A 26,317-nucleotide genomic window follows, 5' to 3' on the forward strand; every position below is an offset into this window, starting at 1 on the left:
CGCGGAGAAGGCCGGGCGCCGGCTGCGCCCGCAGCACCGTGTGCAACGGTAGTAAGAAAACGCACACGGATTTGACAGGTACAGCCAGGACATCCCGACCTTCCCCGCGCAATGGTTTGGCGGCTTACTTCGTGCTCTCCCCGGGGAGCGGCCTTTCTTGCCCCCGTAGCCGGCGGAAGAGAATTCCGCCGACGTAGCGCCAGGGTCGCGGCGCCAGGACCACACGACTTCACCGTCCGCCGCCGACGTTTCGCCCGGTGCACAAGGCACCTGACGCCGGCAGCGGCCCATCGCAACCCGCACCACGTTTCGTGACGATCGCGAAACGTCCCTCACGGTGGCGCGGGCTGGGCGGACATATAACGCAAATCAGAATTCCGGTAAAGAGAAATATTTTTGCGCAGAGGGCTTGACACGATTCCGGCAAACCGAAGGTGATTTGCCCGTCGTGCCGGATTTGCAACACTTCTTGTCACTCCGGGGCTCGCCGGAAAGCGCGAGCGAGGGAGAGCCCTCGGGAATGGCGAGTGGGAGGCAGGCGTCCGATCGAGCTAACGCCTCGACTTCCCGACCACCTCGCCGTCCTCTTTCACGAAGGACGCCACGGGCTTGTCGAGCAGGTCGAGCACCAACTCCGACGGGCGGCACATCCGCACGCCTTTGGCCGTGACGACGATCGGACGCTGGATCAGGATCGGATGCGCCAGCATGAAGTCGATGAGTTCGTCATCGCTCCATTTGGGATCGGCGAGGTTGAGCTCGGTGTAAGGCGTGCCCTTCTCGCGCAGCAATGCGCGCACCGGGATGCCCATGGCCTCGATGAGTTCGCGCAGCCGCTCGCGGCTCGGCGGCGTCTTCAGATACTCGATCACCTCGGGCTCCTCGCCGCTTTGCCGGATCATGGCGAGCGTGTTGCGCGAGGTGCCGCAAGAGGGGTTGTGGTAGATCGTGACTTTCACCGGCGCCTCATGTGTAACGCGTAGGGCGGATTAGATTAGCGAAGCGTAATCCGCCGCGGAGGTCATTATGGCGGATTACGCCTTCGGCTAATTCGCCCTACGTCAGCTTTCATGCCGGCAGATTTCCACTTCGACCGTGACGTGGCTCAGCCCATGCAATCCGCTCAGCCGCCGCTTGTAGTCCGACGGCGGCAACGGGTCGTCGGAAACGAGCGAGATCACCGCGGCGCGGTGGCCGGGGCCGATCTGCCAGAGATGCAGGTCGGTGATGCGGTCGCCGCGCGTCTCCAGGCGCCGGCGGATCATATCCTCCATCTTGGCGGCGTTGTTGAAGTCGAGCAGCACGCTTCCCGAGGAGCGCAACAGGCCGACCGCCCAGCTGGCGATGACGGCGCTACCAACGATACCGACGACCGGATCGGCCCAGCTCCACTGCAACCAGGCTGCGGTCACCAGCGCAATGATGGCAAGCACCGAGGTGGCGGCGTCGGCGATGACGTGGACGTAGGCGGCACGCAGGTTGTTGTCGCGGTGATGGTGGCCATGCCCGTGATCGTGGCCATGGTGGCCATGCCCGGGGTGGTCATGATCATGCTCCTCGCGCAGCAGGAAGGCGCTGAGAAGATTGACGGCAAGCCCGAGCACGGCGACCGCGATCGCCTCACGATAGGCGATCGCAACCGGATTCACCAGCCGCTCGACGCTCCCGAAGGCAATCTGGATCGCGACGATGGCAAGGATGACGGCGCTGGCAAACGCGGAGAGATCGCCGAATTTCCCGGTGCCGAACGTGAAGCGGCTGTTGCGCGCCTGGCGGCGGGCGAAGAGATAGGCCAGTGCCGCAATACCGAGCGCGGTGGCGTGGGTCGCCATGTGCCAGCCGTCGGCGAGCAGCGCCATCGAGCCGAACAGGATACCGGCGACGATCTCGCCGACCATCATGATTGCGGTGAGGACGACCACGAACCAGGTGCGGCGCTCGTTGCGCGAGTGCTTCGCGCCGAGGTAGACGTGGTCATGAGTCCATTGGTCGAGGGAATGGGAATGCATGGCTCATCTCCGGGCGCAAAGCACCGATCGTCGCTTTAGTTCGATATAGCCCATGGAAGGGCGAATACTATTACAGGGGCGAATTGAATCCCGGGAATGCAGCGAAATGTCCCGGCATTCCGCTTCATGGCGCGGCCGCGCTTTACAGCTTGTCTCCGTTGAGAGTCGGAATGAGTCGCTCAAGGCAAACGTGGACGTAAGCAGCCGTCCGACGAGAGATTCAGAACTTCGAATGCGGCGCAGCCGGCGTGTTTCAATCATGATCGGAAAAAAGCTGTTCTCTGCACGATTGCGTGCATTGGTCGTTCTGGCACGGCGCAGATTTCGCGAGTAAAGTTGAATTTCGACGCAGAGTTGAATCTACTTAAGAACTCATTAACCAAACCGGCGCAGCATTTCAGATCTCTCGGGGTAGTAATCGTGACAAGCGAAGCGCCCGTGGAGGTGTCCATTGTGTCCAAGATATTGGTCCATGAAGCATTAAGGCCATCGTTTTCCCCAACTGAGGTTATGGCTCTGCTGATCGGAGCAACCGTCGGAGAGGTCGAGCGTGAGTTGGTGTTGCAGACGCTTGTTCGCTGCGACGGAAACCGGACCCGCGCCGCGCGCGTGCTGGGAATCTCGGTCCGCACCCTGCGCAACAAGATACGGGAATATTCGGCCAGCGGGATCGACGTTGCCGCAAACAACGATCATGGGTGATTTCGCTCCTCCGGCGGCTTGATGTGGCGGAACGAATACAGCAGCGCCAGGTCGTAGGCGATCTTCAGCGCGCCGCAGACCACCAGCGGCAGGCCGGCAAAGCTCGTGGTCAGCAGCACACCCGCGATCGCGGGGCTGATGCTGGAGGCGAGGCTGCGCGGCACCGCGGTGACGCTGGCCGCCGCCGGCTGCTCCGCCGGCGTCACCACGGCCATGACATAGGAGGTCCGGGTCGGCACGTCCATCTGCGACAGCGCCGAGCGCAACAGCAGCAGCGCCAGCGCGACGTAGAGGTTGGACGCAAACGCCGCCAGGATCAGGAAGATGCTGGAAGGGATATGCGTGAACACCATGGTGTTGACGAGGCCGATGCGGCGCGCGATCCAGGCGGCGACCGGATAGGAGAACGCCGACATTGTCGAGGCCCAGAAAAAGAACACGCCGGCCGCCGACAACGTTAGATCGAAGCGCTGGAACAGCCAGAGCACCAAGAGCGATTGCGCGACGAAGCCGCCGGCAAAGGCATCGACGGAAAACAGCGCGGCGAGCTTGTAGACCGTGCCGCGCGAGGGGCCGAGCGGCGCATGCGCCTTCTCCTCGGCGCGGGCATGCGGCGCCCGGCGATAAAGCAGCGCGCAGGTAACGCCGAGCGCGGCATAGGCGTAGAACATCAGCCTGAATGCGCCGAGTTGCGAGCTGCCCGATGCGACGAGAAAGTCCGGCAGCGAGGCGGCGAGCGAGCCGGCGGCGGCGCAGAGCGCGCCGATCAGGCTGTAGCGCGCGAATATCTGCGTGCGCCGCTCGTCGGAAGCCGTGCGCGCCAACACGGCATGCTCCAGCGGCACGGCGACGCCGAGATCGCCGCCGGAGGGATTGACGGTGCCGATGAAGGCGACCAGCGCAATCAGCGTGAGATGCTCGACATTGGGAAATGCGAGGCCGGTTGCCGTCATCAGCGCCGCGCCGAACAGCAGCAGTGCACGCAGATCGAAGCGCGGTGCGATCCAGCCGATGACGAGGGTGAAGAGCGCGGTGCCGAGCAGCGAGGCGGTGGCGACGATGCCGACCGCTGCCGCGTCGAAGCCGAGCGCGGTCATGTAGGCCGGCAGGATGATGATGGCAAAACCGTCGCCGAAGCCGCGCAGCGCGCGGGCTGCATAGAGCAGCGCGATCAGCGAGGAGCTGGCGGCTTCTTTCGGTTGGACCGTCGTGCCTGCTTCCATGCGCAATCCTCCACGTCAGGGAGTGGTGCGCAGAGCTTGGACGGAACGCCGTCTGACGGGGAGCCTGCTGTGTCCCCGTGAGCGCAAAACTAGGACGGAACGGGCCTGCGTACAAGGCGTCCGGCGGAATAGCGCTCGTCATGCCCGGGCTTGTCCCGGGCATCCACGTCTTACTTGCTTGTTGGCTCAAAGGACGTGGATGGCCGGGACAAGCTCGGCCATGACGGCTCTTGTTGGTCCCCTACTCCACGCCGCGGTTGAACTTGTTCGACTTCGGCAGGCCGTGGGCCAGACGGCCGGCGTCGGCGCGGTTGCCGCGCCAGTCGGACAGCTCCTTCATGGTCATGCTCTGCTCGCGGCCGGCGGAATCCTTCCAGGTCAGCCCCTTGGCGTCGAACACGGCGACGTCCGACAGCTTGCCGCCGGCATATTTCTGCAGGCGGACGCCGCGGCCGCGCGCCATCTCCGGCACCTGCTCCAGCGGGAACAGCACCATCTTGTGGTTGGAGCCGATCACCGCGACGGTATCCCCGGCAACGGTTGCGATGGCGCAGGCTTCCACGGGCATGTCGACGTTCATCACCTGCTTGCCCTTGCGGGTGTTGGAGGCGCAATCGTCCTCGTTGACGACGAAGCCCTGGCCGTCGGTGTTGGCGACCAGGAACTTGCGGCCGCCCTTGTTGACGAACAGCGAGACGATGGCCGCATCCTGATCCATGTCGATGAACATGCGGATCGGCTCGCCATGGCCGCGCCCGCCCGGCAGTTTTGCGACGTCGAGCGAATAGAACTTGCCGTTGCTGGCGAAGACGAGAAGCTTCGAGGTGCTCTCGGCGAAGAAGGCGTGGTCGAGCTTGTCGTCGGTCTTGAAGGCAAGGCCGGAGAGATCGGCGACATGGCCCTTCATGGTGCGGACCCAGCCCTTCTCGGAGACCACGACCGTCACCGGCTCGCGTTCGACGAAGGCCTCCTCGATGGCGGCGAGGTCGTGCTCGGGCGCGTCGGCAAATGTGGTGCGGCGCTTGCCGAGCGGCGTCTTCGGTCCGAACATGTCGCGGACCTTGGTGACCTGCTCGCTGACCTTCTTCCATTGCTCGGGCTCGGAGCCGAGCAGCGACTTGACGCCCTTCAATTCGTTACGGAGGTTCTTGTCCTCCGTCCTGATCTCCATCTCCTCGAGCTTGCGCAGGGAGCGCAGCCGCATGTTGAGGATGGCGTCGGCCTGCATTTCGGTGAGCTTGAAGGCCTTGATCAGCGCCGGCTTCGGCTCGTCCTCGGTGCGGATGATCTTGATCACCTTGTCGATATTCAGATAGGCGATCAAATAGCCGCCGAGGATTTCCAGCCGGTTCTCGATCTGGCCCTTGCGGAAGTTTGTGCGGCGGATCAGCACGTCGCGCAGATGGTCGAGCCATTCGCGCAAACATTCGGCGAGGCCCACTACCTTGGGGATCTTGCCCTTGATCAGCACGTTGAGGTTCAGCGAGATGCGGCTTTCGAGCTCGGTGAGCTTGAACAGCGACTCCATCATCAGTTCCGGATCGACCGTTTTCGCACGCGGCTCGATCACGATGCGGACGTCATCGGCCGATTCGTCCCTGATGTCGCCGACCAGCGGCAGCTTCTTCTCGTTGAGCAGCTCGGCGATTTTCTCGATCAGCCGCGACTTCTGCACCAGCCACGGGATTTCCGTGACGACGACGACCCAGGTGCCTCGCGACCCCTCTTCCTGCTTCCACCGCGCGCGGGTGCGGAACGAGCCGCGCCCGGTGACATAGGCCTCGGTGATCGCCTCCTTGGAATCGACCACGATGCCGCCGGTCGGGAAGTCCGGGCCCTTGACCCATTTGAGGAGCGATTTCGACTTGGCGTCGGGCTTGTCGATCAGGTGCAGCGCGGCCTCACACAGTTCGGCGGCGTTGTGCGGCGGGATCGCGGTTGCCATGCCGACCGCGATGCCCTGCGCGCCGTTGGCGAGCAGGTTCGGGAAGCCGCCGGGCAAGACCACCGGCTCTATCGACTGGCCGTCATAGTTCGGTCGGAACTCGACGCCCTCCTCATCGATGCCTTCGAGCAGGAGACGCGCGACATCCGTCATGCGCGCTTCGGTGTAGCGGTAGGCGGCGGGATTATCGCCGTCGATGTTGCCGAAATTGCCCTGGCCGTCGACCAGCGGGTAGCGCGAGTTGAAATCCTGGGCGAGGCGGACCATGGCGTCGTAGATCGCCTGGTCGCCGTGCGGATGGAACGAGCCCATGACGTCGCCGACGATTTTTGCGGATTTCTTGAAGGCCGCGCCGGGGTCGAGGCGCAAGAGGCGCATGCCGTAGAGGATGCGCCGGTGCACCGGCTTGAGGCCGTCGCGGGCATCCGGCAGCGCGCGGTGCATGATGGTCGAGAGCGCATAGGCGAGATAGCGCTCTTCCAGCGCATCGCGCAGCATGACCTCGTGGACCTCGGCCGGTTCCGGCGGAGTTACTTGCTTACCCATGGGAGCCGTTCTGGATGATTTGGGGTGGTCGAATCGGTTGCGAATCAGCAGCTCAATTTAGGCTGCACGGGGGCGCTACGGAACCGCGGTCCGGGCCCGCGCCCTATATTTCAGCACCGCGTTGACAAAACCCTCGCGGGCGTCGGAATGGCCCTGCCCGCGCGGCTCCAGCACGTGCCGGTGCAGGAACATCCCGGTGAGCCGGAAACCGTCCTGAAGGTCCTCGTCGCTAACGGCGTTAGCGCCGCCCTCGCCTTCGCGCAAGAAGGCCGGCAAACGCAGCAGGCGGTCGCGCCAGGGCTCGCCCGCGCTGCGTGACACCGCGCCGCCGGACTTCGGCGAGACGTAGACAAGCTCGGCGGTCGCGCCGGTGGCGGCGCAACTGGAGAGGTCGAGCCCAAAACCGCACTCGGCGAGCATGGCGAGCTCGAAGCGCACCACATGGGCGGCAGCACCGCCGGCGTCGTCGAAATCGTCGAGCGTGTGCTCCAGCATGTCGTAGATGTCCTCGTGCGGATCGCGCTCCGGCAACAGGCGCGCCAGGGCGGCCAGATGCGTGACGCCATAGACCGCGTGCGACGAGGCGAGCAGCGCGCCGGCGCGCAACCGCAGGCCTTCGATGACGTAGGTGCCGAGATGCTCGTCGAGCCGCGCCCGCCACACCGCGCGCACGCCGTTGCCGGGCTGCAGCAGCGGCCGCATCCGCGAGCCGGCCCCGCCGCGCACCAGGCCGAGGTGCCGGCCATGCGCGCGCGTCAGCAGCTCGACGATGGCGGAGGATTCGCCATGCCGACGCACGCCCAGCACGATGCCTTCGTCGGTCCATTCCATGGGGCAAGTCTATAACATCAGGACTTTCGTAGGGCGGATTAGCGTCAGCGTAATCCGCCAATTCACGGCAATTTGCTGGCGGCGGCGGATTACGCTTTACGGCCAATCTAATCCGCCCCACGCCGTTAAGCGTCAATCACGCATCGAACCAGTCCTTCGCATCGCCCGTGAAGGAAAGATACAGCCCCCACGCCGCCAGCAGGGCGGACACGGTGTCGACGACGACGCCGAGCCCGAAGCCGCGCACGGCGATCGCCTGGGCGAGCTGGGGCAGCGACAGCGCGAGCAGCACTGCAAGCACCCAGCGCGGCCATCCCTTGCGCCGCCGGGCCGCAAGCCAGATCAGGTAGAACACCGATACCAGCATTCCCGCCGCGAAGATGGCTTGCGCCGTGATCATCTGCTCGGTCACGCCGGGTCTCGGCGTGCGGTCCGCGAACGCCAGCGACAGCGCATCCAGCAGCAGCGATGCGCAGAGCAGAATTTCGAACGACCAGACGTTCTTCGGCACGTTCATGCGGGAACAGGCCCCCTACTTCTCGAGCATGAAAACCGGCTCCCACCTTTTGGGATCATGCTCATTCCTTGGGGAACTCGAGCCCCATTTCGCGGTAGCGGTCGGGATCGTCGCCCCAGTCCTCGCGCACCTTCACGAACAGGAAGAGATGCACGGGGTGGCCGGCGATCTCGGCGAGCTCCTTGCGCGCCGCCGCCCCGATCGACTTGATGGTGGCGCCGCCCTTGCCCAGCACGATCTTGCGCTGACTTTCGCGCTCGACGAAGATCGTCTGCTCGATGCGCACCGAACCATCCTTGCGCTCGGTCCAGCTGTCGGTCTCGACCGTGGACTGGTACGGCAGCTCCTGATGCAGCTGCCGATAGATCTTTTCCCGGGTAATCTCGGCGGCGAGATGGCGCATCGGCGCCACCGACATCTGGTCCTCCGGATAGAGGAACGGCCCCTCCGGCAGCGCAGACGCCAGCGCCCTGCGCAGATCGGCGGTGCCGTCGCCCGACAGCGCCGAGATCATGAAGGTCTGCTCGAACTTCATGCGGTCGTTGGCGGTCTTGGCCAGCGCCAGCAGCTTTTCGCGCGGCACGAGATCGATCTTGTTGATCACCAGCATCTTCGGGTGCGCGACGCCGGCCAGCCTTGCGAGGATCGCCTCGGCTTCCGCATCGAGGCCGAGCTTGGCATCGAGCAGCACGCAGACGAGATCGGCATCGTGCGCGCCGCTCCAGGCTGACGTCACCATGGCGCGGTCGAGCCGCCGCTTCGGGGCAAAGATGCCGGGCGTATCGACCAGGATCAGCTGCGCATTGCCCTCGACGACGATGCCGCGGATCAGCGCGCGCGTGGTCTGCACCTTGCGCGAGACGATCGAAACCTTCTCGCCGACCAGCGCATTGATGAGCGTCGACTTGCCGACATTGGGCGCGCCGATCAGGGCGATGAAGCCGCAGCGCGTCGCGGCCAGCGCCGTTTCGTCAGCCTTCATATTTGCCGCCGACTTCGCGGGCGAGCATGGCCAGCGCCGCGCTCTTCTCCGCCGCGCGCTTGTTGCCGCCGACGCCTTCGGCCGGCTCCAGGCCCGGCAGCGTCACCGCGACGCGGAAATGCGGATCGTGATGCGGGCCGGTGCGCTCGATCTCGCGATAGACGGGGGTCGGCAGTCCCCTGGATTGCGCCCATTCCTGCAGCGCGGTCTTGGCGTCGCGCATCGGGCGGCGGTTCTTGTGCATGCGCTCGGTCCAGTGCCGCTCGACGAAAGCGGCCGCCGCCGGATAGCCGCCGTCGAGATAGATCGCGCCGATCACGGCCTCGCAGATGTCGCCGAGCACGGACTCGCGCAACCGCGCCGCAGCCGCGGCATTGCCGACGGCGCCGAGCTTGATGTCCTCGCCGAGGCCAAGGGACCTTGCCACCTCCGCACAGGTCTCCCGCCGCACGAGGTCGGCGAGGCGCTTGGACAGTTCGCCCTCGTCGGCCTTCGGAAACGCCTTGTAGAGCATGTCGGAGATGACGAGGCCGAGCACGTGGTCGCCGAGGAATTCCATGCGCTGGTAGCTGTCGGCGCGGTTGCGCTTGGCCGGACTGAGCGCCGATACATGGGTAAGCGCCGTGACGAGGCCGGCGCGCTTGGTGAATTTGTGACCGATGCGGGTCTCGATCGAATTCAGCGCCGCCGTCTTGCGCGCGCCGGCGCCCTGCTTCTTCTTCGGCGCAGCCTCCTTGGCGGGCACAGGATTCGCCGCGGCGTCGGGCTCCTGGCTTGCGTCGCCGGATTTGGCCGATTTCTGGATGACGGGGGTGTCGTCGTTCATCGCACGATGGTGAAGAGGCGATTCCAGCGCACGGCCGTCGGCCAGCGCCAGAACATCCAGGCGTGTTCGCCCTCGGCAATCGAGAAGAAGATCATCTGGGCGCGGCCGATGATGTTCTGGTACGGCACGTATCCGACCGCCGATATCACGCGGCTGTCGGTCGAGTTGTCGCGGTTGTCGCCCATCATGAAGAAATGGCCGGCCGGGACGGTGTACACGTTGGTGTTGTCGTAGAAGCCGACGTCGACGCAATCGAGCGTCTCGTAGCTGACGCCGTTCGGCAGCGTCTCCCTCCAGCGCTTGACGCGGGCGGCGGCGTCGGAGCCGCAAGGGTCTTCGCCGACGAAATCGGAAAGCCGCTCGCGCCTGACCGGCACGTCGTTGATGTAGAGCAGCCCCTCCTTCATCTGGACGCGATCGCCGGGCAGGCCGATCACGCGCTTGATGTAGTCGGTCGAGTCGTCCTTGGGCAGGCGAAACACGACGATGTCGCCGCGGGCGGGGTCGGAGCCGAAGATGCGGCCGGAGAACAGCGGCGGCGACAGCGGGATCGAGTAGTGGCTGTAGCCGTAGGAATATTTCGATACGAACAAATAGTCGCCGACCAGCAGCGTCGCCTTCATCGACCCGGAAGGGATGTTGAAGGGCTGGAACAGGAAGGTGCGGATCACCAGCGCGATCAGCAGGGCATGGATGATGACGCGAACGGTTTCACCAAATCCGCTCTCTGATTTAGTCCCTGAAGTCACGCTCATCGCTTTCCCGTTTTCCGCGCGCGGAAGCCCCGTGCGGTGGCAGAGCTTTTTCCCTGGGCGAATCGGTTGCCCGTCCCGCCCAAACAAAATGCTCTCTATTTCTGTTGTTGAGAACGTTTTCCGGCGCGAACCGAAAGCCGCTCCTCTCTCGACTTGCCAACCCTGCGGCGTTTTAGACGGTTGTTCGAAGACGCGCAATCAAGGCCGGCAACAAAACTATGCAAGCCATTGATATATCGATTATTTTTAGTTTTATCCCTATCCGGATACGAGTCCGCCCGGAAGGCGTCAGGATTTGCCGGGGGCGACCGCCGAAATTATGACGAAGGCCTGCGCGAGCGGCCAATCGTCTGTGATGGAGAGGTCGATCCGGGCCTCGCACCCCGCGGGCGTCAGGGCCTGCAGGCGGGCCAGCGCGCCGCCGGTCAACTGCATGGTCGGCCGGCCGCCCGGCAGGTTCACCACCCCCATGTCGCGCCACCACACTCCCCGCCGGATTCCCGTCCCCAGGGCCTTGGAACAGGCCTCCTTGGCGGCAAAGCGCTTGGCATAGGTAGCGACCACCATCTTTTCGCTCTTGGCGCGCCGCTCGGCCCTGGCGCGCTCGGCGTCCGTGAAGATGCGGTCGAGAAAGCGGTCGCCGTGGCGCTCGATCACCCTGGCGACGCGGGTGATGTCGATCAGGTCGGAGCCGATGCCGATGATCATGCCGCGCTTTCCGCCTTCTGCCGCCCGCGCGCCATCGCCGCGCGCATCTGCCGGACGGTCTCGCCGATGCCGACGAAGATCGCCTCGCCGATCATGTAGTAGCCAATGTTGAGCTCGACGATCTCGGGCCGCGCGGCGATGGTTTCCGCGGTGGCAAAGTCGAGCCCGTGGCCGGCATGCACCTCGAGGCCCGCGGCGCGCGCGAGTTTCGCGCCGGCCACGATGCGCTGCCATTCGGCATCGGCCTTAGCGGTGTGGCCGTCGACGACGGCGTCGCACCAGGCGCCGGTGTGGATCTCGATCACGGGCGCGCGCAGCTTCGCCGCCATCTCGATCTGGCGCGGATCGGCGGCGATGAACAGCGAGACGCGAATGCCGGCGTCGCCGAGCCGGGCGATGAACGGCTGCAGATGATTGTGCTGACCGGCGACGTCGAGCCCACCCTCGGTGGTGAGCTCCTCGCGCCGCTCCGGCACCAGGCATACCGCGTGCGGCCTTGTCGCCAGCGAAATGCGCAGCATGTCGTCGGTCGCCGCCATCTCGAAATTCAGCGGCTTCGATATCTCGGCCTTCAGCCGCGTCATGTCCTCGTCGCGGATGTGGCGGCGATCCTCGCGCAAGTGCGCGGTGATGCCGTCGGCGCCGGCCTCGATGGCGGCAAGGGCGGCCCGCACGGGATCGGGACGCAGCCCCCCGCGCGCATTGCGGAGCGTCGCGACGTGATCGACATTGACGCCAAGGCGCAGCGGCGGGGGTTTGGGCATGGTGGACTCGCCAGAATTGTCATGCGCGGGCTCGACCCGCGCATCCATCTCTTGAAAAGGATGGGTTGCCGGGTCAAGCCCGGCAACGACAATACCATTATCCGTTGACGCGCTCGACCCGCGCGACGACCGCCTTTGCACGGAGCTGCGCGATAATTGCACTGAGATGCTTGAGGTCGTAGACCTCGAGGTCGATGGTGAGCTCGGTGAAATCCGGCGATCGGCGGTGCATGCTGATATTGTCGATATTACCGTCATGCTCGGCGATCACGGTGGCGACCTGGGCGAGGCTGCCGGGCTCATTGACGTTATCGACGCGAATGCGCGCCGGAAAGCGCTGCGGCGTGGTCTCGTCGATGTCCCAGCGCACGTCGAGCCAGCGCTCGGGCTCGTCCTCGAAATCCTTCAGCGCGGGCGCCTGGATCGGATAGATCGTGATGCCCTCGCCGGGCGTCACGATGCCGACGATGCGGTCGCCCGGCACCGCCCCGCCGTTGGGCGCGAACTTGATCGGCAAATCGGCTTTGCCGGTGCCGCCGACCGGGATCACGGCGGTCGAGCGCGAGGGATGCTGCGGCTGCGCCTGCTTCAGCTTGTCGGCGAGCCCCTTCTTCAGGCCATAGCGCGCGACCCGCTCCTCCTTGTAGTCGGGATACATCGCGCGGGCGACGTCGGAGGCTTTCAACTCGCCGCGGCCGACCGAAGCCATCACATCCTCAATGGACGTTCGCGCCAGCCGCGGCAGCGCACCCTTCAGCTTGTCGTCGGCATAGTCGATCTTGGCGCGCGCAAACAGGCGCTCGACGATGCGCCGGCCGAGCCCGGCATATTGATCGCGCACCGCGGTCCGGGTGGCTCTGCGGATGGCGGCACGCGCCCTGCCCGTCACGGCCAGCGTTTCCCAGGCCGACGGCGGCGCCGACTGCGCCTCGGAGGTCAGCACCTCGACCTCGTCGCCGTTCGCAAGCTCCGAGGACAGCGGCGCGAACTTGCCGTTGATCTTGCAGCCGACCGCGCTGTTACCGACGTCGGTATGCACGGCATAGGCGAAATCGATCACGTTGGCATGGCGCGGCAGCGCGATCAGCTTTCCGCGCGGGGTGAAGCAGAACACCTGGTCGTGGAACAGTTCGAGCTTGGTGTGCTCGAGAAACTCTTCCGGGTTGGCGCTTTCCGACAGCATGCCGATGGTGTGGCGCAGCCAGGCGAAGGCGTTGGATTCGCGCTTGAGAAGCTCGGTCGGCGAGCCCACGCCGTCCTTGTAGAAGCCATGCGCGGCGATGCCGAATTCGGCGATCCGGTCCATCTCCTCGGTGCGGACCTGCAGCTCGACGCGCTGGTTGCCGGGACCGATCACCGTGGTGTGGATCGAGCGGTAGTCGTTCTGCTTGGGCGTCGAGATGTAGTCCTTGAAGCGGCCGGGCACCACCGGCCAGGTGGTGTGGACCACGCCAAGCGCACGATAGCAGGCTTCCACGCTGTCGAGCACCACGCGGAAGCCGAAGATGTCGGACAGCTGCTCGAAGCCGATCGACTTGCGCTCCATCTTGGTCCAGATCGAAAACGGCTTCTTGCGCCGGCCGTAGACATGGGCGACGACGCCGTTCTTCTGCAGGTTCTTCTGCAGCTGGCTCTCGATCTCGCCGATCAGGTTGCGGTTGCGCTCGGCCAGCCCGTCGAGGCGCTGCTTGACCACGGCATAGGCTTCCGGATCGATGCTGCGGAAGGAAAGGTCCTCCAGCTCCTCGCGCATTTCCTGCATGCCCATGCGGCCGGCGAGCGGTGCATAGATGTCGAGCGTCTCTTCCGCGATGCGCCGGCGCGAGGCCGGCGGCACGAACTCCAGCGTGCGCATGTTGTGCAGGCGGTCGGCGAGCTTGATCAGGAGCACGCGGACGTCGTCGGCAATCGCCAGCAAGAGCTTGCGCAGGTTTTCCGCCTGCTTGGCCTCGCGCGAGACCAATTCCAGCCGCTTCAGCTTGGTCAGGCCCTCGACCAGCGCGCCGATCTCGTGGCCGAAGATCTGGTCAATCTCGGCGCGCGTCGCCTCGGTGTCCTCGATGGTGTCGTGCAGCAGGGCGGCGACGATGGTGGCGTCGTCGAGCTTGAGGTCGGTAAGGATCGCCGCGACCTCGAGCGGGTGGGAGAAATAGGGATCGCCGGAGGCACGGGTCTGCGCGCCATGCGCCTTCATGGCGTAGACATAGGCGCGGTTGAGCAGGTCTTCGTCGGTTTCCGGGTTGTATGACCTGACTTTTTCAACCAGGTCGTATTGCCGCATCATGCCGGAACGCGGCTTGGCCGGACGGGCGGGAGCAGGCGCAGTGGCGGGCGCCGCCGCAACCTGCCCGGTTGCGGCCTGCATCTGCCGTGAACTGCGACGCCAAAACACCATCCGATTCGCTGCCTGCTATCGCCTACCCATGGGCCAGCTGCACACCCCTCATGCGGCGTTCTGCCGGAATGCACCCAACCGTGCATAGAGGGCTCGCCGCCGCCTCAAGAACGCATCCTAACAAAAAAAATGTCAACAAAAGCAAAGGCCCGAACAATTGTCCGGGCCTTTTCGTAAAATTGCGGTGGGTTAAGGGTTACTCGTCCTCTTCCGGCTGCTCTTCCGGGGGCGCGAGGCCCTCGAGGCCCTTGAGCAGCTCCTCCTCGGTCATGCGTTCGACCGCCACCTCGGTGTCGTCGGCATCGACGCTGGCGCCGGCCGAGCCGATCAGCGGCACGGTATCGGGCTCGGGCTCGTCGACCTCGACGAATTTCTGCAGGGAATGAACCAGTTCTTCCTTCAAATCCTCGGGGGAAATGGAGGATTCCGCGATTTCGCGCAGCGACACGACCGGGTTCTTGTCGTTGTCGCGATCGACGGTGAGCTGCGAGCCCGACGAGATCATGCGCGCGCGGTGCGCAGCCAGCAGAACCAGGTCGAACCGGTTGTCCACCTTGTCAATGCAGTCTTCCACGGTGACGCGCGCCATCTGCTGTCGCTCCGTTAAATGGGGCCTAAATTGCTGATTGTTGGCCGTTAGTTATAGGCGTCGGTAGGAATACGCAAGGCTAAATTGTGATTTGGCGTTAGCCTCCCCCTCTGCTAACCCCTCGCCGGGGCCGAAAGGCCGGAGCGTCCAGAGACAGGGCCCAAGTGCCGTCCAGGACGAGCCAAATCACTAGATTACAGTGTCAAAGGACTAGGTTTTTCGCCCTCGCCGTACCACAATTGCAGTGGTGACTGTCGGGGGGACGGATTCACCGAACTTTAGGCGCACGGCGTGAAACTGCGCGCAGCTCTTTGCAGCTGCGCGAAAACGCGTTAACAACTACCAAGCGAGAAGGCTTTTGATGTCGACACCCGTTTCCAACAAGATCGCGCTCTTCATCGACGGCGCCAACCTCTACGCCACGGCGAAGACGCTCGGCTTCGATATCGACTACAAGCGCCTGCTCAAGGAATTCCAGGGCCGCGGCACCCTGCTCCGCGCCTTCTACTACACGGCCATCATCGAGGATCAGGAATACTCCTCGATTCGCCCGCTGATCGACTGGCTCGACTACAACGGCTACACCGTCGTCACCAAGGCGACCAAGGAATTCATCGACGCCTCCGGCCGCCGCAAGGTCAAGGGCAACATGGACATCGAGCTCGCGGTCGACGCCATGGAGCTCGCCGAGCATATAGACCAGATGGTGCTGTTCTCCGGCGACGGCGATTTCCGCTCGCTGGTGGAAGCCGTGCAGCGCCGCGGCGTGCGGGTGACCGTGATCTCCACCATTGCCAGCCAGCCGCCGATGATCGCCGACGAGCTGCGCCGCCAGGCCGACGTCTTCACCGACCTCGTGGAATTGCAGTCCAAGCTCGGCCGCGATCCCTCCGAGCGCCCTGCCCCGCGCGATCGCGGTGAGCGCGGCGGCGAGCGTCACCACGCGCCGCAGTTCCTGCAGCGCGCCACCACCATGGCGCCCCGTGGAGCCGGCGACGATTTCGAAGACTAGTCTCGAGGTCTCTGCGACCGAACCCGAGAACAACTGCCCGCTGTGTCCGCGGCTGGCGGCGTTTCGCAGCGAGGCGCGGGCGCGCGAGCCGGCCTGGCACAACGCGCCGGTTGCGTCCTTCGGCGATCCGAATGCGCAAGTCCTGATTGTCGGGCTTGCGCCCGGGTTGCAGGGCGCCAACCGCACCGGCCGGCCGTTCACCGGCGACTATGCCGGCGACCTGCTCTATTCGACATTGCTCGACTACGGCTTTGCCAGCGGCGTCTACCGGGCGCGGCCGGATGACGGGCTCACGCTGGTCGATTGCCGCATCAGCAACGCCGTGCGTTGCGTGCCGCCGCAGAACAAGCCGCTGCCGGCCGAGATCAACACCTGCCGGGCTTTCCTGGCCGCGACCATCGCGACGATGCCGAAGCTTAGGTCGATCGTGCTGCTCGGGCGGGTCGCCCATGATTCGACGGTCAAGGCGCTGGGATTGAAGGCTTCGGCCGCGCCCTTTGCGCACGGGGCCGTGCACGGCGCCGGCAACATCCGCCTCTACGACAGCTATCACTGCTCGCGCTACAACACGAATACCGGCGTGCTGACGCCAAAGATGTTCCGCGACGTGTTCGCGCGGGTGCGGAAGGATTTGGGCTGAAATCGTAGGGTTGGCAAGCGCCAGCGTGCCCACCTGTCTTGCTCCGTGCTCATGAAGGTGGGCACGGCGCGAAGGGCGCCTTTGCCCACACTACAAAATCAGCGCGGGTTTTCCCGCAACCACGCCAGCACGTCGCCCGCGTTCCGGTCCGGCGGAAACACCGGATAGAACACATGGGTGATGCGGCCGTCGTCGACGATCAGCGCAAGGCGCTTGATCAGCGTCAGATCGGCCACTTCCATGGTCGGCAGTTGCAGCGCCTCGGTCAGCTTCAGCTTCTCGTCCGAGAGAACGGAGAACGGCAGATGCAGCCGCGCGGCCATCTCCGCCTGATATTCGTTGCTCTGGGTGGAAAGACCGTACACATGTTTGGCGCCGGCCGCCTTCAGCTCGGCGAAGAGATCGCGAAAGGCGCAGGTCTGCGGCGTGCAGCCGCGTGCCCCCGGAATCATGTCCCAGTCGTCAACGAGGCTGATCTTGCCCGGCTCGCCGGTGCGGGGATAGGCGAACACAACGGTACGGCCCGCAAGCTGCGACAGGTCGACGACGGTGTCGTCGGTGGCGCGCAGGCTCACCGGAGGGATCTTCATGCCGGCGAGATGCGCCGCGCCGCCGTCGTCCGACGGCGCCGGGATCTGGCTCCAGTCGACTTCGAGCAGATTGGATTGAGCCATTTGTGCCTCCTTCGAAGCGGCGAATAGTGAGTAGCGAATGGCGAATGGGCTTCGATTGCTCTATTCGCTATTGGCTATTGGCTATTGGCTATTCGCTACTCGCCATCCTACCCCCGCGCGCGCATCAGGCGGCCCTTCTCGCGGCCCCAGTCGCGCTTCTTCACGGTCTCGCGCTTGTCGTGCAGCTTCTTGCCCTTGGCGATCGCCAGCAGCAGCTTCGCCCGCCCGCGCTCGTTGAAATAGAGTTTTAGCGGGATCAGCGTCATGCCTTCGCGATCGACCGCGCCCATCAGCTTGTTGATCTGCTTGCGGTGCAGCAGCAGCTTTCGCGGGCGCTTCGGCTCATGGTTGAAGCGGTTGCCTTGCAGATATTCGGGGATGTTGGCGTTGATCAGCCAGAGCTCGCCGTCCTTGGAATCGGCGTAGGATTCCGCGATCGTGCTCTTGCCGCTGCGGATCGACTTCACCTCGGTGCCGGTCAGCGCGATGCCCGCCTCGATCGTGTCCTCGATCGCATAGTTGCAGCGCGCCTTGCGGTTTTCGGCGACGACCTTGATCGGACGCTCGTTCTTGTCGGCCACGTTGGTTCTTCAGCTCTTCTTCAGGAGATCGCGGATCTCGGTCAGCAGCTCTTCCTGCCTGCTGAGCTTGGGCGCGGGCGCGGCTTCCTCCCTGCGCTTGAACTGGTTCATGGCGCGGATCACGAGGAACAGCACGAAAGCGACGATCAGGAAGTTCAGAGTCAAGGTCAGGAAACTGCCCCAAGCCAGCACGGCGCCCTGCTTTTTGGCGTCGGCCAGGTTGGTAGCAGTGACCGACTTGGCGAGCGGCGTGTAGTAGTTGGAAAAGTCGAGCCCGCCGGTGATGGCGCCGATCATGGGCATGATCACGTCGCCGACCAGCGAATTGACGATGGCGCCGAAGGCAGCGCCGATGATGACGCCGACCGCGAGGTCGACGACGTTGCCCTTCATCGCAAATTCCTTGAATTCCTTCAGCATGGCGAAGTCCTTCCCTGCGATGCGCGGGCTGCTCACGCGAGTGGAACGCGGCGGCGATTCTTGATTTGACGCGTTTTCCTCACGCGAACCGGTGTCCACTTCGCTTGAAAACGCTCTAGTTGATCAGGCCGGCATGCACCATGGCGCTGCGCACGGCAACGCGGGTCGATTCCATCACCGGCACCATCGGCAGCCGCAGCTTCTCGTCCATCTTGCCGAGCAGCGACATCGCGTATTTCACCGGTGCAGGGTTGGACTCGATGAAGAGATTGGTGTGCAGCGGCATCAGCTTGTCGTGCAGCTTCAGCGCGGTGGCGACGTCGGCCTTCTGCCAGGCCGCATGGAACTCCGAGCACATCAGCGGCGCGACATTGGAGGTGACGGAGATGCAGCCATGGCCGCCATGGGCCATGTAGCCGATGATGGTGGCGTCCTCGCCGGAGAGCTGGTTGAAATCCTCGCCCATTGCCGCGCGCTGCTGCGACACCCGCACCATGCTGGCGGTGGCGTCCTTGACGCCGGCGATGTTCTTCAGTTCGAACAGCCGCGTCATGGTGTCGACGGACATGTCGATCACCGAACGGCCCGGGATGTTGTAGATGATGATCGGGATGTTGATGGCGTCGTTGATCGCCTTGTAGTGCTGGTACATGCCCTCTTGCGTGGGCTTGTTGTAATAGGGTGTGACGATCAGCACGGCGTTGGCACCGGCCTTCTCGGCGTGCTGCGACAGCTCGACCGCTTCCGTGGTGGAGTTGGAGCCGGCCCCCGCAATCACGGGCACGCGGCCCTTGGCCTCCTCGATACACCATTCGACCACGCGCTTGTGCTCGTCATGGCTGAGCGTCGGGCTCTCGCCGGTGGTGCCGACCGGGACCAGGCCGTTGGTGCCCTCCGTGATCTGCCAGTTCACCAGGGAGCGGAACGCGGCCTCATCGAGCGAGCCATTCTTGAAGGGCGTGACCAGAGCGGTGAACGACCCTCTGAATTTTGTCTTGGCTGCCATGGACTTCCTCCGGAACTTGCGCGCGGCAGGTGAACTGAAGCGCAATTCATATCGGGTCTGAAGTCCCCTTGAAAGGGCCGCAGCGGTCCTGTTCCATCGCCCAATGGCCGCTATTTTGCCGCGGTATGGGCGCACAGAGCGCTGGGGCCGCAGGGGTCCGTTAGTATTTTGTCCACATATTCAATCGAATAGAGCTGGGGCAGGTCCAGCCTTATCGATTCGCCGCGAAGGAACGCCGTGACCCGAACCGTGCGCGCAGCAGCGTTGCGATCCACTGCTTTGGCGACGTGCCTGGCGCTGGTCGTGGCGTTTTCCGTTCCGGCTGAAGCCGCGCCGAAGATTCCGCTACCGAAGCCGCGGCCGATCGCGCGCAATGTCGTGCCTGCGACGACCGCGACCGTCGCCCCGGCGAAGCCTGCCGACAAGAACAGCAAGATTGCTTCGGCCGCGCCGGTCCAGCTCGCGCATGCGCCGGCCACCGCCCCCCTGGGACCGCCGCCGCGCCCGCCGTCGGTGGCTGCGCGCAAGCCCGTCACGCCTGCGGCCGTCGCCGCGACGTCATCGACCTCGCAGGCCGACAAGCAGGCGCTCGAGAACGTCATCGAGCTCCTGCGCAAGCGCAGGCCCGATGAAGCGAGCCAGGCCCTGGCGGCGATTTCCGATCCGGTGGCGCGCAAGCTCGGCGAGTGGCTGATCCTGCGCAGCGACAACAACAACGTGACCGTCGAACGCTATCGCGCCTTCATCGCGGCCAATCCGAGCTGGCCGTCGCAGACCTTCCTGCGCCGCCGGCTCGAGGCTGCGTTGTGGGACGACAGGCGCGAGGACGCCACGATCTGGTCGTGGTTCGAGAACCAATCGCCGATCTCGGCGAAAGGCCGCCTGGCGCTGGCGAAGGCGATGATCGCCCGCGGCGACCGCGCCAATGCCGAGCGGCTGGTGCGGCAGGCCTGGCGCAACGATGCGATGTCGGAAGACACCGAGGGCAACGCGCTCGACCTGTTCGGCGCGTTCCTGAACGGCGGCGACCACAGGGCGCGGATGGACACCCTGCTCTACGGCACCGAGAACGAGGCGGCCGGCATGCGCGCCGCCAAGCGGCTCGGCTCCGGCTATGTCGCGCTGGCGAAGGCGCGGATCGCCGCCAACCGCAAGGGCGGCAATCTCAAGACCCTGCTCGATGCGGTGCCGCGCGAGCTGCATTCCGACCCCGGCTATCTCTTCGCCAGGATCCAGATGCTCCGGCGCGACGAGAGATTCGCCGAAGCCGCACAGCTGATGATGAGCGCGCCGAAGGACCCGGGGCGGCTGCACAATCTCGACGAATGGTGGATCGAGCGGCGTCTGCTCGCCCGCAAGATGATCGACACCAACGAGTTCCGCACCGCTTATCTGATCGCGCGCGACGCGGCGCTGCCGTCCAGGGACATCTACAAGACCGAGCAGGAATTCACGGCGGGGTGGATCGCGCTGCGTTTCCTCAAGGATCCCGCCGTCGCCGCCCAGCATTTCGCGCGCATCGGCGTCGGCAGTGTCAATCCGACGGCGCTGGCGCGCGCCGGCTACTGGCAAGGCCGCGCGGCCGAGGCGGCCGGCCGGGCGCAGGAGGCGCGCGCGGCCTATACCCGCGCCGCCGAGCAGTCGACCAGCTATTACGGCCAGCTTGCGCGGGCCAAGCTCGGCCTGCCGCAGATCGAGCTGAACGGCGCGCCGTCGGCGCGCGGCCGCAGCCCCGAGCGGCTCGAAATCGTGCGCGCCGCGCAATTGCTCTACGAGCTCGACGAGGACGCGATCGCCGTCCCTCTGCTCGCCGATATGGGCGAGAACGGCGATCCCGAGGCGCTGGCGGGTTTGGGCGAGATCACCGCCCGCCATGGCGATGCGCGCGGCATGCTGCTGATGGGCAAGGCGGCGCTGAACCGCGGCCTGCCCTTCGATTTCTACGCCTATCCGGTCAACGGCATTCCGCCGTTCAAGGCGATCGGCCCCGAGGTCGAGAAGAGCATCGTCTACGCCATCGCGCGCCAGGAAAGCGCCTTCAACCCGTCGGTGGTGTCGCCGGCGCAGGCTTACGGCTTGATGCAGGTGACGCCGGATGCGGCGCGATATGTCTGCAAGCGCCATGGCGCGACCTACGATCTCGCGCGGCTGAAGAACGATCCGGTCTACAACGCCACGCTCGGCGCCGCCGAGCTCGGCGGCCTGCTCGAGGACTATCGCGGCTCCTACATCATGACGTTTGCGGCCTACAACGCCGGCCGCGGCAGCGTGAAGAAGTGGATCGAGCGCTATGGCGATCCGCGCGACCCCAAGATCGACGCCGTCGACTGGGTCGAGCTGATCCCGTTCTCCGAGACGCGCAACTACGTGCAGCGGATCATGGAGAACCTGCAGGTCTACCGCGCCCGCTTCGGCGGTGGCACCAAACTCATGATCGAGGCCGACCTGCGCCGCGGCACCAGCACGGAATAGCGAATGGCGAATAGAGAATAGCGAATGGCTGGCGGCAGATAGTCACCAGCCTTCATTGCCAACGGGCGGTCCCCAATCGATCTCGCCATGGCGATTGTCGGACGTTATGCCGGCAACCAGCTCATCGAGTGTATAGCGACGCCTGCGCCGCTGTGGTCGCGCGATCTCAATCACCAACTTGCCGTTGCTCACGGTCATTTCCGCGGCCTTGCCCTCGCTGGCGCCGATTTCGTCGGCAAGATCCTTCGGCACTCGCAGCGCGAGGCTGCTGCCCCACTTCTGAAACGCCACCTTCATGTTCCGTCTCCAATAGCCGGCCGGAGCCACAGGACTTCGTCCTCAGCACCCGCGCAACGAAAAGCCCCCGGCAGTTGCCTGCCGGGGGCTTCCCTAGATCAGATCGGATCGACCGGTATTACCAGTTGCGCTGAGCGCGGAGCAGCAGGGTGATGCTGTCCTGATCCTTCAGCTCGTACACCGTTGCCGGCTTGGACGACGAGAAAGTGGCCGCGGGCGTAATCGTGCCCGTGTGCTTCTGGTCGAGATGGGTCCAGTTGAGGTCGGCCGAGAAAGTCAGATTCTTGACCGGAGTCCAACGGGTGATCAAGCCCAGCTGCGCAATGTTAAAGTCGGGGTTGCAGGTTCCACCAGCAGCCTGATTGTGATTGAGCAACACAAGCATGTTCGCGCACACGGTGGCTGTGCCGATCGTGCCGTAGTCTACGCGTGCATAGGCGCCGTAGATTGCCGTGTTCCAGTAGGCATCCCAGTTATGGGTGTAAGCGCCACGGAAACCCCAGGTCTTGATGGTCTCGAGAGCCGAGCCGGCGGGATTAATGCCCGTGTAGACGGCGTCAGGAGCGTTGGCCAACCCGATGCTCTGGTAAGCGCCAGCCAAGCCGGTGCCGCTCAGGATCGAGTAGCTGGCCGGAGAGAGGTCCTGGATGTTGTAGCGGGTTGCGCCGTCGGTATACACGGCCTGCAAGTTGATCGTGTCACCCGGGCCAGTTGGGATGTTCTTGATCGACAGGCCCAACTGAGCAGCCCAACCCCACTTGTCTTCGGGATGGCCGGTCGGCTCGGTCGCACCGTAGTAGCCGGCGTGGTTGTTGTGCGCCGCGAATGACGCCTGGAACAGACCCCAAGCCTGATCGACGCGGAGCGCGGCAACGAGGTCCGGAGCACGCGAGCCGGCGGTGTTGTTAAGACCGTTGACACCAGCGAGCATGCCGGCCGCAGTTGCGCCCGTCAGGTTCAGGATGCCCGCCTGGTAGTATTGCGTCTGGTCCTGAGCCGACAACGCCAGCGACACGCCGTTGCCGAACTGCGCGGTGTAGGTGAACTGGTTCACACCAGTGACCGTGCCGCCGCCGCCGACGAGACCGTCGAAGTTGTTGCCGGGATAGTTCACCCACGGAGTGGAGAACTGCGAAACCGCCTTACCCATGGTGAAGCCAGCGAACTGGATGAAGGCGTAGTAAACGCCGAGGAAACCGCCGGCTACCGAGCCGCCTCCGTTCGTTCCCGCCGGAGCAGCGTCATACGCCGAGCCGTTGGGCGTCGCGTTGGTCGAGGTGTAGCCACCGGTCGTCCAGGAGAACGTCGCATCGAAGTAGGTGCGGACCACGCCGTATTCGGTCGCGGTGCGCGTATCGATGTTGAAGTCCTCACGGGAACGGGCGGTATAGTAGTTGCTGTAGCGGTTGCGCGCGCCAGCCGGATTACCGGTCGAGACGTTGTACACGCCGTTGGTGCCGAGCGCGGTTTCAACGCGCAGGTAGCCACCCAGCTTGATGCAGGTGTCGGTGCCCGGGATGTAGTAGAAACCCGCACCATACAGGGAGCAGATCTTCACGTATTCGACCGCTTTGGCCTTCACGGGAAGATCAGCCGCCTGTGCCCCACCCATGGCGAGGAGACCCGCCGCTGAGCCGAGGATAAGGCTCTTAACCATCTTCATGTTAACCTCCAAGTTGCTCCAAAGGGAAGGTTCCGGATCCGCTGGGTGAGACACCCTAAGGTTGGTTCCCTTGTCCCTAATTCACCGCCTAGCCGCTTCGCGCCTTCGGACACACCCGCATGAACGCGAGGGACTTAAGCGAACCACCTATAACGGGGCGACCTCGGGATGCCCCCCTCCGTCGCCCGGTCACAATTACCGATGCACTCTGCACACGCAACAAAGGAACCGCCTCAAACGGGGCGAGTCAGCCCCTTTTTGGATGGGTGTTGCACAAATAACACGCGGCCGGCTGTAATAACTCCTCGCAAGTATTTGATTACATTTTGTTTTCTGGAAAAGTTCCATTTGCCTGCGCTTGCATTGCGAAGAGGCCCGTCGCCCGCCTTTCCACCGCGGATCACCTCCTGCAGCACGAATCCAATCCGGGAATCGCACGCGCCCCCACAGGGAATCGCTTTGCTGCGTGGTCAGCCGCACGCACCTGTCGATATCGGCGCAGCCAAGCTGCTCCCGATCGCCGACATACAAGAAAGCCTTGTGTTGCAGGCATAACTTGAATCGCAGGACGGCGCGGAAGTTTGCGGACGCGCGATGGACGCGCAATGGCCGAGAATCGAATCCGGCGCGTGAGCGATTCCCGGACAGCGTCGTCCGGCTTTCCCGCAGCATCGTTGCGCACGAAACTGGGCTGCCGGTGTCGCGCCAGTACATAAAGTGAGAGCGACAGCTCCGGAATCGCCGTTCCCGGCGCGAGTGTCGCATTTTAGACACGCTTTCGCCGCGCCCGTCGGGCCGTTCGGCGACCCGCTTGGCCTGGTGCACACTCTTCTTATGTGTCGCTTGCGGCGGGCCCGCGCGTCGGGCATATCGACCCGTAACGGAGACGTGGCCGAGTGGCTGAAGGCGGCGGTTTGCTAAACCGTTATAGGCTTGTAAAGGCCTATCGAGGGTTCGAATCCCTCCGTCTCCGCCACCCGCCTTCGCTTGCGCTTCGGCGCGGCGAGCCGCGACGAAGTGCTAGGGAAGCGGGTGCCGCGCCATAGCTGCGAAGCAGCGACGGCGGGCGGGTTCGAACTTGCTCTCTCCCTCCCCGCCACCTGCAGAACGGGGGCGAAGGGTGTCTCCCGAAGCTCCGGAGGAGCGCAGGGAGACTGCTGCCTATGTGGTATGTCTACTTCCTCGAACTAAGCAACGGCGACATCTATATTGGCTCGACCAACGATCTTCGTCGCCGCGTGCAATCCCACGGACTCGGGCAAGTCATTTCCACCAGCATGTATCTCCCCGTAATTCTTCGTTCCTATGTAGCGATACGCGATGAAGTTACCGCACGGAGCCTCGAACGATACTTCAAGTCGGGCTCCGGAAAAGCATTCGCAAAGAAGAGATTCCTGGGTCGTGGGCCAGCCGCGCCAGGATCGACGCAGGTTTGCGATCCGAGAGGTGAGGCCTGAGTTGCTGATGCGATCAGGCCTCCCGATGCTGTTGCCCAAATCGCGATAAGTCATCTCCACCATCCCAGCATTCACGTAAACTTGCTCGATTGTGAATCCTTTATCCCTTGGCCTGACGCAGGGCGGCTCCGAGAATCGTCTCAAGACGAAGTGCCCATTACGCCGCGCCTCTCTTCGACCCAAGAGCCGCTCGTTAGGAGGTTCGCATGCGCATCACGAGTTCAATTGTCCTGGCGTTCGCAATTCTTGCCGCGACGCCTGCCCTCGCCCAGACCTACGACGCGGCGCATCCGGTATGCATGAAGGTCTACGACGGATCCTTCGGTGGCGGCGAATGGATCGACTGCAGTTATTTTTCGCTGCCGCAGTGTCAGGCCACGGCGTCCGGCCGGGCCGCCATGTGCGTGACGAATCCGTACTTCGCGCACGCCAGGGCGACGAAGGCCGCCCGGCGAGTGTATCGGTGACGTGAATCCTGTTGAGCGTCAGCAGCGCGAGGATTTCCGCGGCTGGCGCATCGGTCGATGCGCATCGATCTACGCGTTGCGGCCCGCCGGCCGCGACACAATCAATGCGCGGTCATCCAGGCGCGTGCCTCGCTGAGCGCGGCAGCAATCTCGCCCTCGCTCATCTGCTCGGCGACCTCGCGGCGAAGCGCGATCGCATCGGCGCGGCCCTTCAGCGCGGCGAGATTGAACCATTTGTGCGCGGCGACGAGGTTGACGACGCCGGAACGGCCGCTCGCCCAGTAAAGCCCGCGCTCGAACAGCACGTCCTGGATCGCGGTTTCCGCGACCGGCACGGCGCCGTCCAGATCCAATGTCCCATGAAACATGTTCGGTCTCCCCTTTTATTGTCGTTGGCCGCGTTCTCCCCCGAGTGCGGCCCCTGTCCCAGCTGCTTTAGACGCTTATTCCCCAACAGCCGTTTGCCGGCTTGTTGAGGCGAATATGGACGGGAAATTTTGAAGGGCAGTTTAAGTATCGCGATGAACGGCATGTAAATGCGCGAAGCCGGCGCCTTGCCGCGGAATCGAGGAAATGCCTGTGCCGCAGGCATTTTCTTGCAATCGCTAAATTCGGTTTACCGTCGCGTTTGGGACAACGATAACCATTGCCGCAGCCGCCCTCGCCGCCTTGCTTCGTAGGCCACACCGGACCAGCAGGCCGCCACAAGGACCGCGCGCTCCCTCTCCCGCTTGCGGGGGAGGGTTGGGGTGGGGGTGCTTCCACGTCGGGATTCCCTGCGTTGAGAGAGCCCCCACCCGCCGCGCACTTCGAGCGCGGCGGCCACCCCCGCAAGC

General features: G+C 64.4%; 26 protein-coding genes and 1 tRNA gene. 7 read left to right on the plus strand and 20 right to left on the minus strand.

What is annotated here, in order from left to right; translation table 11 throughout:
* Positions 1-551: 551 nt before the first annotated feature.
* Both arsC and dmeF read right to left on the minus strand, forming a co-directional pair.
* Positions 552-959, minus strand: a complete 408-nt coding sequence (gene arsC, locus ACT4OC_RS29910; protein WP_444842669.1) for an arsenate reductase (glutaredoxin) — start codon at positions 957-959, stop codon at positions 552-554.
* A 102-nt stretch (positions 960-1,061) separates the two neighbouring features.
* The gene (dmeF, locus tag ACT4OC_RS29915; protein ID WP_444842670.1) at positions 1,062-2,009 is read right to left on the minus strand and encodes a CDF family Co(II)/Ni(II) efflux transporter DmeF; all 948 of its coding nucleotides are present in this window, start codon (positions 2,007-2,009) and stop codon (positions 1,062-1,064) included.
* A gap of 510 nt (positions 2,010-2,519) precedes the next feature.
* On the opposite strand from dmeF, the gene ACT4OC_RS29920 reads away from it, so the two are divergent.
* Positions 2,520-2,711, plus strand: coding sequence for a helix-turn-helix domain-containing protein (locus ACT4OC_RS29920; RefSeq protein ID WP_444842693.1), 192 nt, complete (start codon positions 2,520-2,522; stop codon positions 2,709-2,711).
* On the opposite strand, the gene ACT4OC_RS29925 is transcribed toward ACT4OC_RS29920, so the two are convergent.
* The 11 genes from ACT4OC_RS29925 to rpoZ all read right to left on the minus strand — a co-directional run bounded on the left by ACT4OC_RS29925 (position 2,702) and on the right by rpoZ (position 14,792).
* A complete protein-coding gene (locus ACT4OC_RS29925) occupies positions 2,702-3,934 on the minus strand; it encodes an MFS transporter (protein WP_444842671.1) in 1,233 nt (410 codons plus the stop codon). The two genes, ACT4OC_RS29920 and ACT4OC_RS29925, sit on opposite strands and share 10 nt — an antisense overlap.
* A 241-nt stretch (positions 3,935-4,175) precedes the next feature.
* Positions 4,176-6,425, minus strand: coding sequence for a DNA topoisomerase IV subunit A (parC, locus tag ACT4OC_RS29930; RefSeq protein WP_444842672.1), 2,250 nt, complete (start codon positions 6,423-6,425; stop codon positions 4,176-4,178).
* 75 nt (positions 6,426-6,500) lie between these two features.
* Positions 6,501-7,256 (minus strand): DNA repair protein RecO, encoded by a 756-nt coding sequence (gene recO, locus ACT4OC_RS29935; protein WP_444842673.1) that lies wholly within the window; start codon positions 7,254-7,256, stop codon positions 6,501-6,503.
* 136 nt (positions 7,257-7,392) lie between these two features.
* Positions 7,393-7,773 (minus strand): hypothetical protein, encoded by a 381-nt coding sequence (locus ACT4OC_RS29940; protein WP_444842674.1) that lies wholly within the window; start codon positions 7,771-7,773, stop codon positions 7,393-7,395.
* Positions 7,774-7,834: 61 nt separating this feature from the next.
* A complete protein-coding gene (gene era, locus ACT4OC_RS29945; RefSeq protein ID WP_444842675.1) occupies positions 7,835-8,755 on the minus strand; it encodes a GTPase Era in 921 nt (306 codons plus the stop codon).
* Positions 8,745-9,581: a ribonuclease III gene (rnc, locus tag ACT4OC_RS29950; RefSeq protein WP_444842676.1), complete on the minus strand. Its 837-nt coding sequence runs from the start codon at positions 9,579-9,581 to the stop codon at positions 8,745-8,747. The genes era and rnc overlap by 11 nt, the downstream gene beginning before the upstream one ends.
* Positions 9,578-10,336, minus strand: coding sequence for a signal peptidase I (lepB, locus tag ACT4OC_RS29955; RefSeq protein ID WP_444842677.1), 759 nt, complete (start codon positions 10,334-10,336; stop codon positions 9,578-9,580). Before lepB ends, rnc begins: the two co-directional genes overlap by 4 nt.
* Before the next feature lie 288 nt (positions 10,337-10,624).
* Positions 10,625-11,044: a holo-ACP synthase gene (gene acpS / locus ACT4OC_RS29960; RefSeq protein WP_444842678.1), complete on the minus strand. Its 420-nt coding sequence runs from the start codon at positions 11,042-11,044 to the stop codon at positions 10,625-10,627.
* Positions 11,041-11,808, minus strand: a complete 768-nt coding sequence (locus tag ACT4OC_RS29965; protein ID WP_444842679.1) for a pyridoxine 5'-phosphate synthase — start codon at positions 11,806-11,808, stop codon at positions 11,041-11,043. Before ACT4OC_RS29965 ends, acpS begins: the two co-directional genes overlap by 4 nt.
* Before the next feature lie 97 nt (positions 11,809-11,905).
* Positions 11,906-14,173 carry a RelA/SpoT family protein gene (locus ACT4OC_RS29970; protein WP_444842680.1) on the minus strand — a complete coding sequence of 756 codons (2,268 nt, stop codon included), beginning with the start codon at positions 14,171-14,173 and terminating at the stop codon, positions 11,906-11,908.
* 226 nt (positions 14,174-14,399) lie between these two features.
* Positions 14,400-14,792, minus strand: a complete 393-nt coding sequence (gene rpoZ / locus ACT4OC_RS29975; RefSeq protein ID WP_291611054.1) for a DNA-directed RNA polymerase subunit omega — start codon at positions 14,790-14,792, stop codon at positions 14,400-14,402.
* 361 nt (positions 14,793-15,153) lie between these two features.
* Between rpoZ and ACT4OC_RS29980 the strand changes: the two genes are divergently transcribed.
* Entirely contained in the window at positions 15,154-15,804 is a 651-nt protein-coding gene (locus ACT4OC_RS29980; RefSeq protein WP_444842681.1) for a LabA-like NYN domain-containing protein, read from the plus strand.
* Positions 15,776-16,444 (plus strand): uracil-DNA glycosylase, encoded by a 669-nt coding sequence (locus ACT4OC_RS29985; protein WP_444842682.1) that lies wholly within the window; start codon positions 15,776-15,778, stop codon positions 16,442-16,444. Before ACT4OC_RS29980 ends, ACT4OC_RS29985 begins: the two co-directional genes overlap by 29 nt.
* A 98-nt stretch (positions 16,445-16,542) precedes the next feature.
* Here ACT4OC_RS29985 and ACT4OC_RS29990 read toward each other — a convergent pair whose 3' ends face one another.
* The 4 genes from ACT4OC_RS29990 to dapA form a co-directional block, all read right to left on the minus strand.
* Positions 16,543-17,118, minus strand: coding sequence for a peroxiredoxin (locus ACT4OC_RS29990; RefSeq protein ID WP_444842683.1), 576 nt, complete (start codon positions 17,116-17,118; stop codon positions 16,543-16,545).
* A 107-nt stretch (positions 17,119-17,225) separates the two neighbouring features.
* On the minus strand, positions 17,226-17,699 hold the full coding sequence (gene smpB, locus ACT4OC_RS29995) for an SsrA-binding protein SmpB (protein WP_444842684.1): 474 nt from the start codon (positions 17,697-17,699) through the stop codon (positions 17,226-17,228).
* 9 nt (positions 17,700-17,708) lie between these two features.
* Complete coding sequence (gene mscL, locus ACT4OC_RS30000; RefSeq protein ID WP_444842685.1) at positions 17,709-18,119, minus strand: large conductance mechanosensitive channel protein MscL; 411 nt, start codon at positions 18,117-18,119, stop codon at positions 17,709-17,711.
* Between the two features lie 115 nt (positions 18,120-18,234).
* Positions 18,235-19,125 (minus strand): 4-hydroxy-tetrahydrodipicolinate synthase, encoded by an 891-nt coding sequence (gene dapA / locus ACT4OC_RS30005; protein ID WP_444842686.1) that lies wholly within the window; start codon positions 19,123-19,125, stop codon positions 18,235-18,237.
* Positions 19,126-19,362: 237 nt separating this feature from the next.
* Here dapA and ACT4OC_RS30010 point away from each other — a divergent pair, with 237 nt between their 5' ends.
* A complete protein-coding gene (locus tag ACT4OC_RS30010) occupies positions 19,363-21,597 on the plus strand; it encodes a transglycosylase SLT domain-containing protein (RefSeq protein ID WP_444842687.1) in 2,235 nt (744 codons plus the stop codon).
* Between the two features lie 42 nt (positions 21,598-21,639).
* Here ACT4OC_RS30010 and ACT4OC_RS30015 read toward each other — a convergent pair whose 3' ends face one another.
* Entirely contained in the window at positions 21,640-21,894 is a 255-nt protein-coding gene (locus ACT4OC_RS30015; RefSeq protein ID WP_444842688.1) for an AbrB/MazE/SpoVT family DNA-binding domain-containing protein, read from the minus strand.
* A gap of 118 nt (positions 21,895-22,012) precedes the next feature.
* The gene (locus tag ACT4OC_RS30020; RefSeq protein WP_444842689.1) at positions 22,013-23,557 is read right to left on the minus strand and encodes a porin; all 1,545 of its coding nucleotides are present in this window, start codon (positions 23,555-23,557) and stop codon (positions 22,013-22,015) included.
* 882 nt (positions 23,558-24,439) lie between these two features.
* Here ACT4OC_RS30020 and ACT4OC_RS30025 point away from each other — a divergent pair.
* From ACT4OC_RS30025 to ACT4OC_RS30035, 3 genes are all read left to right on the plus strand, one after another.
* Positions 24,440-24,533: transfer RNA gene (locus tag ACT4OC_RS30025), tRNA-Ser, on the plus strand.
* 187 nt (positions 24,534-24,720) lie between these two features.
* Positions 24,721-25,014, plus strand: a complete 294-nt coding sequence (locus ACT4OC_RS30030; protein WP_444842690.1) for a GIY-YIG nuclease family protein — start codon at positions 24,721-24,723, stop codon at positions 25,012-25,014.
* Positions 25,015-25,220: 206 nt separating this feature from the next.
* A complete protein-coding gene (locus ACT4OC_RS30035; RefSeq protein ID WP_444842691.1) occupies positions 25,221-25,481 on the plus strand; it encodes a DUF3551 domain-containing protein in 261 nt (86 codons plus the stop codon).
* A 101-nt stretch (positions 25,482-25,582) separates the two neighbouring features.
* Here the strand turns inward: ACT4OC_RS30035 and ACT4OC_RS30040 are convergent, their stop codons facing one another.
* Positions 25,583-25,849: a hypothetical protein gene (locus tag ACT4OC_RS30040; protein ID WP_444842692.1), complete on the minus strand. Its 267-nt coding sequence runs from the start codon at positions 25,847-25,849 to the stop codon at positions 25,583-25,585.
* Positions 25,850-26,317: the final 468 nt, after the last annotated feature.

Origin of the sequence: Bradyrhizobium sp. (assembly GCF_052389815.1) — a bacterium.
GTDB lineage: Bacteria > Pseudomonadota > Alphaproteobacteria > Rhizobiales > Xanthobacteraceae > Bradyrhizobium.

Coding starts and splice junctions, on each gene's coding strand:
- ACT4OC_RS29970 (WP_444842680.1), bottom strand. CDS start 14,173: ATGCAGGCCGCAACCGGGCAGGTTGCGGCGGCGCCCGCCACTGCGCCT.
- ACT4OC_RS29990 (WP_444842683.1), bottom strand. CDS start 17,118: ATGGCTCAATCCAATCTGCTCGAAGTCGACTGGAGCCAGATCCCGGCG.
- rnc (WP_444842676.1), bottom strand. CDS start 9,581: ATGAACGACGACACCCCCGTCATCCAGAAATCGGCCAAATCCGGCGAC.
- mscL (WP_444842685.1), bottom strand. CDS start 18,119: ATGCTGAAGGAATTCAAGGAATTTGCGATGAAGGGCAACGTCGTCGAC.
- ACT4OC_RS29965 (WP_444842679.1), bottom strand. CDS start 11,808: ATGCCCAAACCCCCGCCGCTGCGCCTTGGCGTCAATGTCGATCACGTC.
- dmeF (WP_444842670.1), bottom strand. CDS start 2,009: ATGCATTCCCATTCCCTCGACCAATGGACTCATGACCACGTCTACCTC.
- ACT4OC_RS29940 (WP_444842674.1), bottom strand. CDS start 7,773: ATGAACGTGCCGAAGAACGTCTGGTCGTTCGAAATTCTGCTCTGCGCA.
- parC (WP_444842672.1), bottom strand. CDS start 6,425: ATGGGTAAGCAAGTAACTCCGCCGGAACCGGCCGAGGTCCACGAGGTC.
- lepB (WP_444842677.1), bottom strand. CDS start 10,336: ATGAGCGTGACTTCAGGGACTAAATCAGAGAGCGGATTTGGTGAAACC.
- ACT4OC_RS29980 (WP_444842681.1), top strand. CDS start 15,154: ATGTCGACACCCGTTTCCAACAAGATCGCGCTCTTCATCGACGGCGCC.
- ACT4OC_RS30015 (WP_444842688.1), bottom strand. CDS start 21,894: ATGAAGGTGGCGTTTCAGAAGTGGGGCAGCAGCCTCGCGCTGCGAGTG.
- ACT4OC_RS29920 (WP_444842693.1), top strand. CDS start 2,520: ATGGCTCTGCTGATCGGAGCAACCGTCGGAGAGGTCGAGCGTGAGTTG.
- ACT4OC_RS30035 (WP_444842691.1), top strand. CDS start 25,221: ATGCGCATCACGAGTTCAATTGTCCTGGCGTTCGCAATTCTTGCCGCG.
- rpoZ (WP_291611054.1), bottom strand. CDS start 14,792: ATGGCGCGCGTCACCGTGGAAGACTGCATTGACAAGGTGGACAACCGG.
- ACT4OC_RS30040 (WP_444842692.1), bottom strand. CDS start 25,849: ATGTTTCATGGGACATTGGATCTGGACGGCGCCGTGCCGGTCGCGGAA.
- recO (WP_444842673.1), bottom strand. CDS start 7,256: ATGGAATGGACCGACGAAGGCATCGTGCTGGGCGTGCGTCGGCATGGC.
- ACT4OC_RS29925 (WP_444842671.1), bottom strand. CDS start 3,934: ATGGAAGCAGGCACGACGGTCCAACCGAAAGAAGCCGCCAGCTCCTCG.
- ACT4OC_RS30020 (WP_444842689.1), bottom strand. CDS start 23,557: ATGAAGATGGTTAAGAGCCTTATCCTCGGCTCAGCGGCGGGTCTCCTC.
- ACT4OC_RS30030 (WP_444842690.1), top strand. CDS start 24,721: ATGTGGTATGTCTACTTCCTCGAACTAAGCAACGGCGACATCTATATT.
- dapA (WP_444842686.1), bottom strand. CDS start 19,125: ATGGCAGCCAAGACAAAATTCAGAGGGTCGTTCACCGCTCTGGTCACG.
- era (WP_444842675.1), bottom strand. CDS start 8,755: ATGAAGGCTGACGAAACGGCGCTGGCCGCGACGCGCTGCGGCTTCATC.
- acpS (WP_444842678.1), bottom strand. CDS start 11,044: ATGATCATCGGCATCGGCTCCGACCTGATCGACATCACCCGCGTCGCC.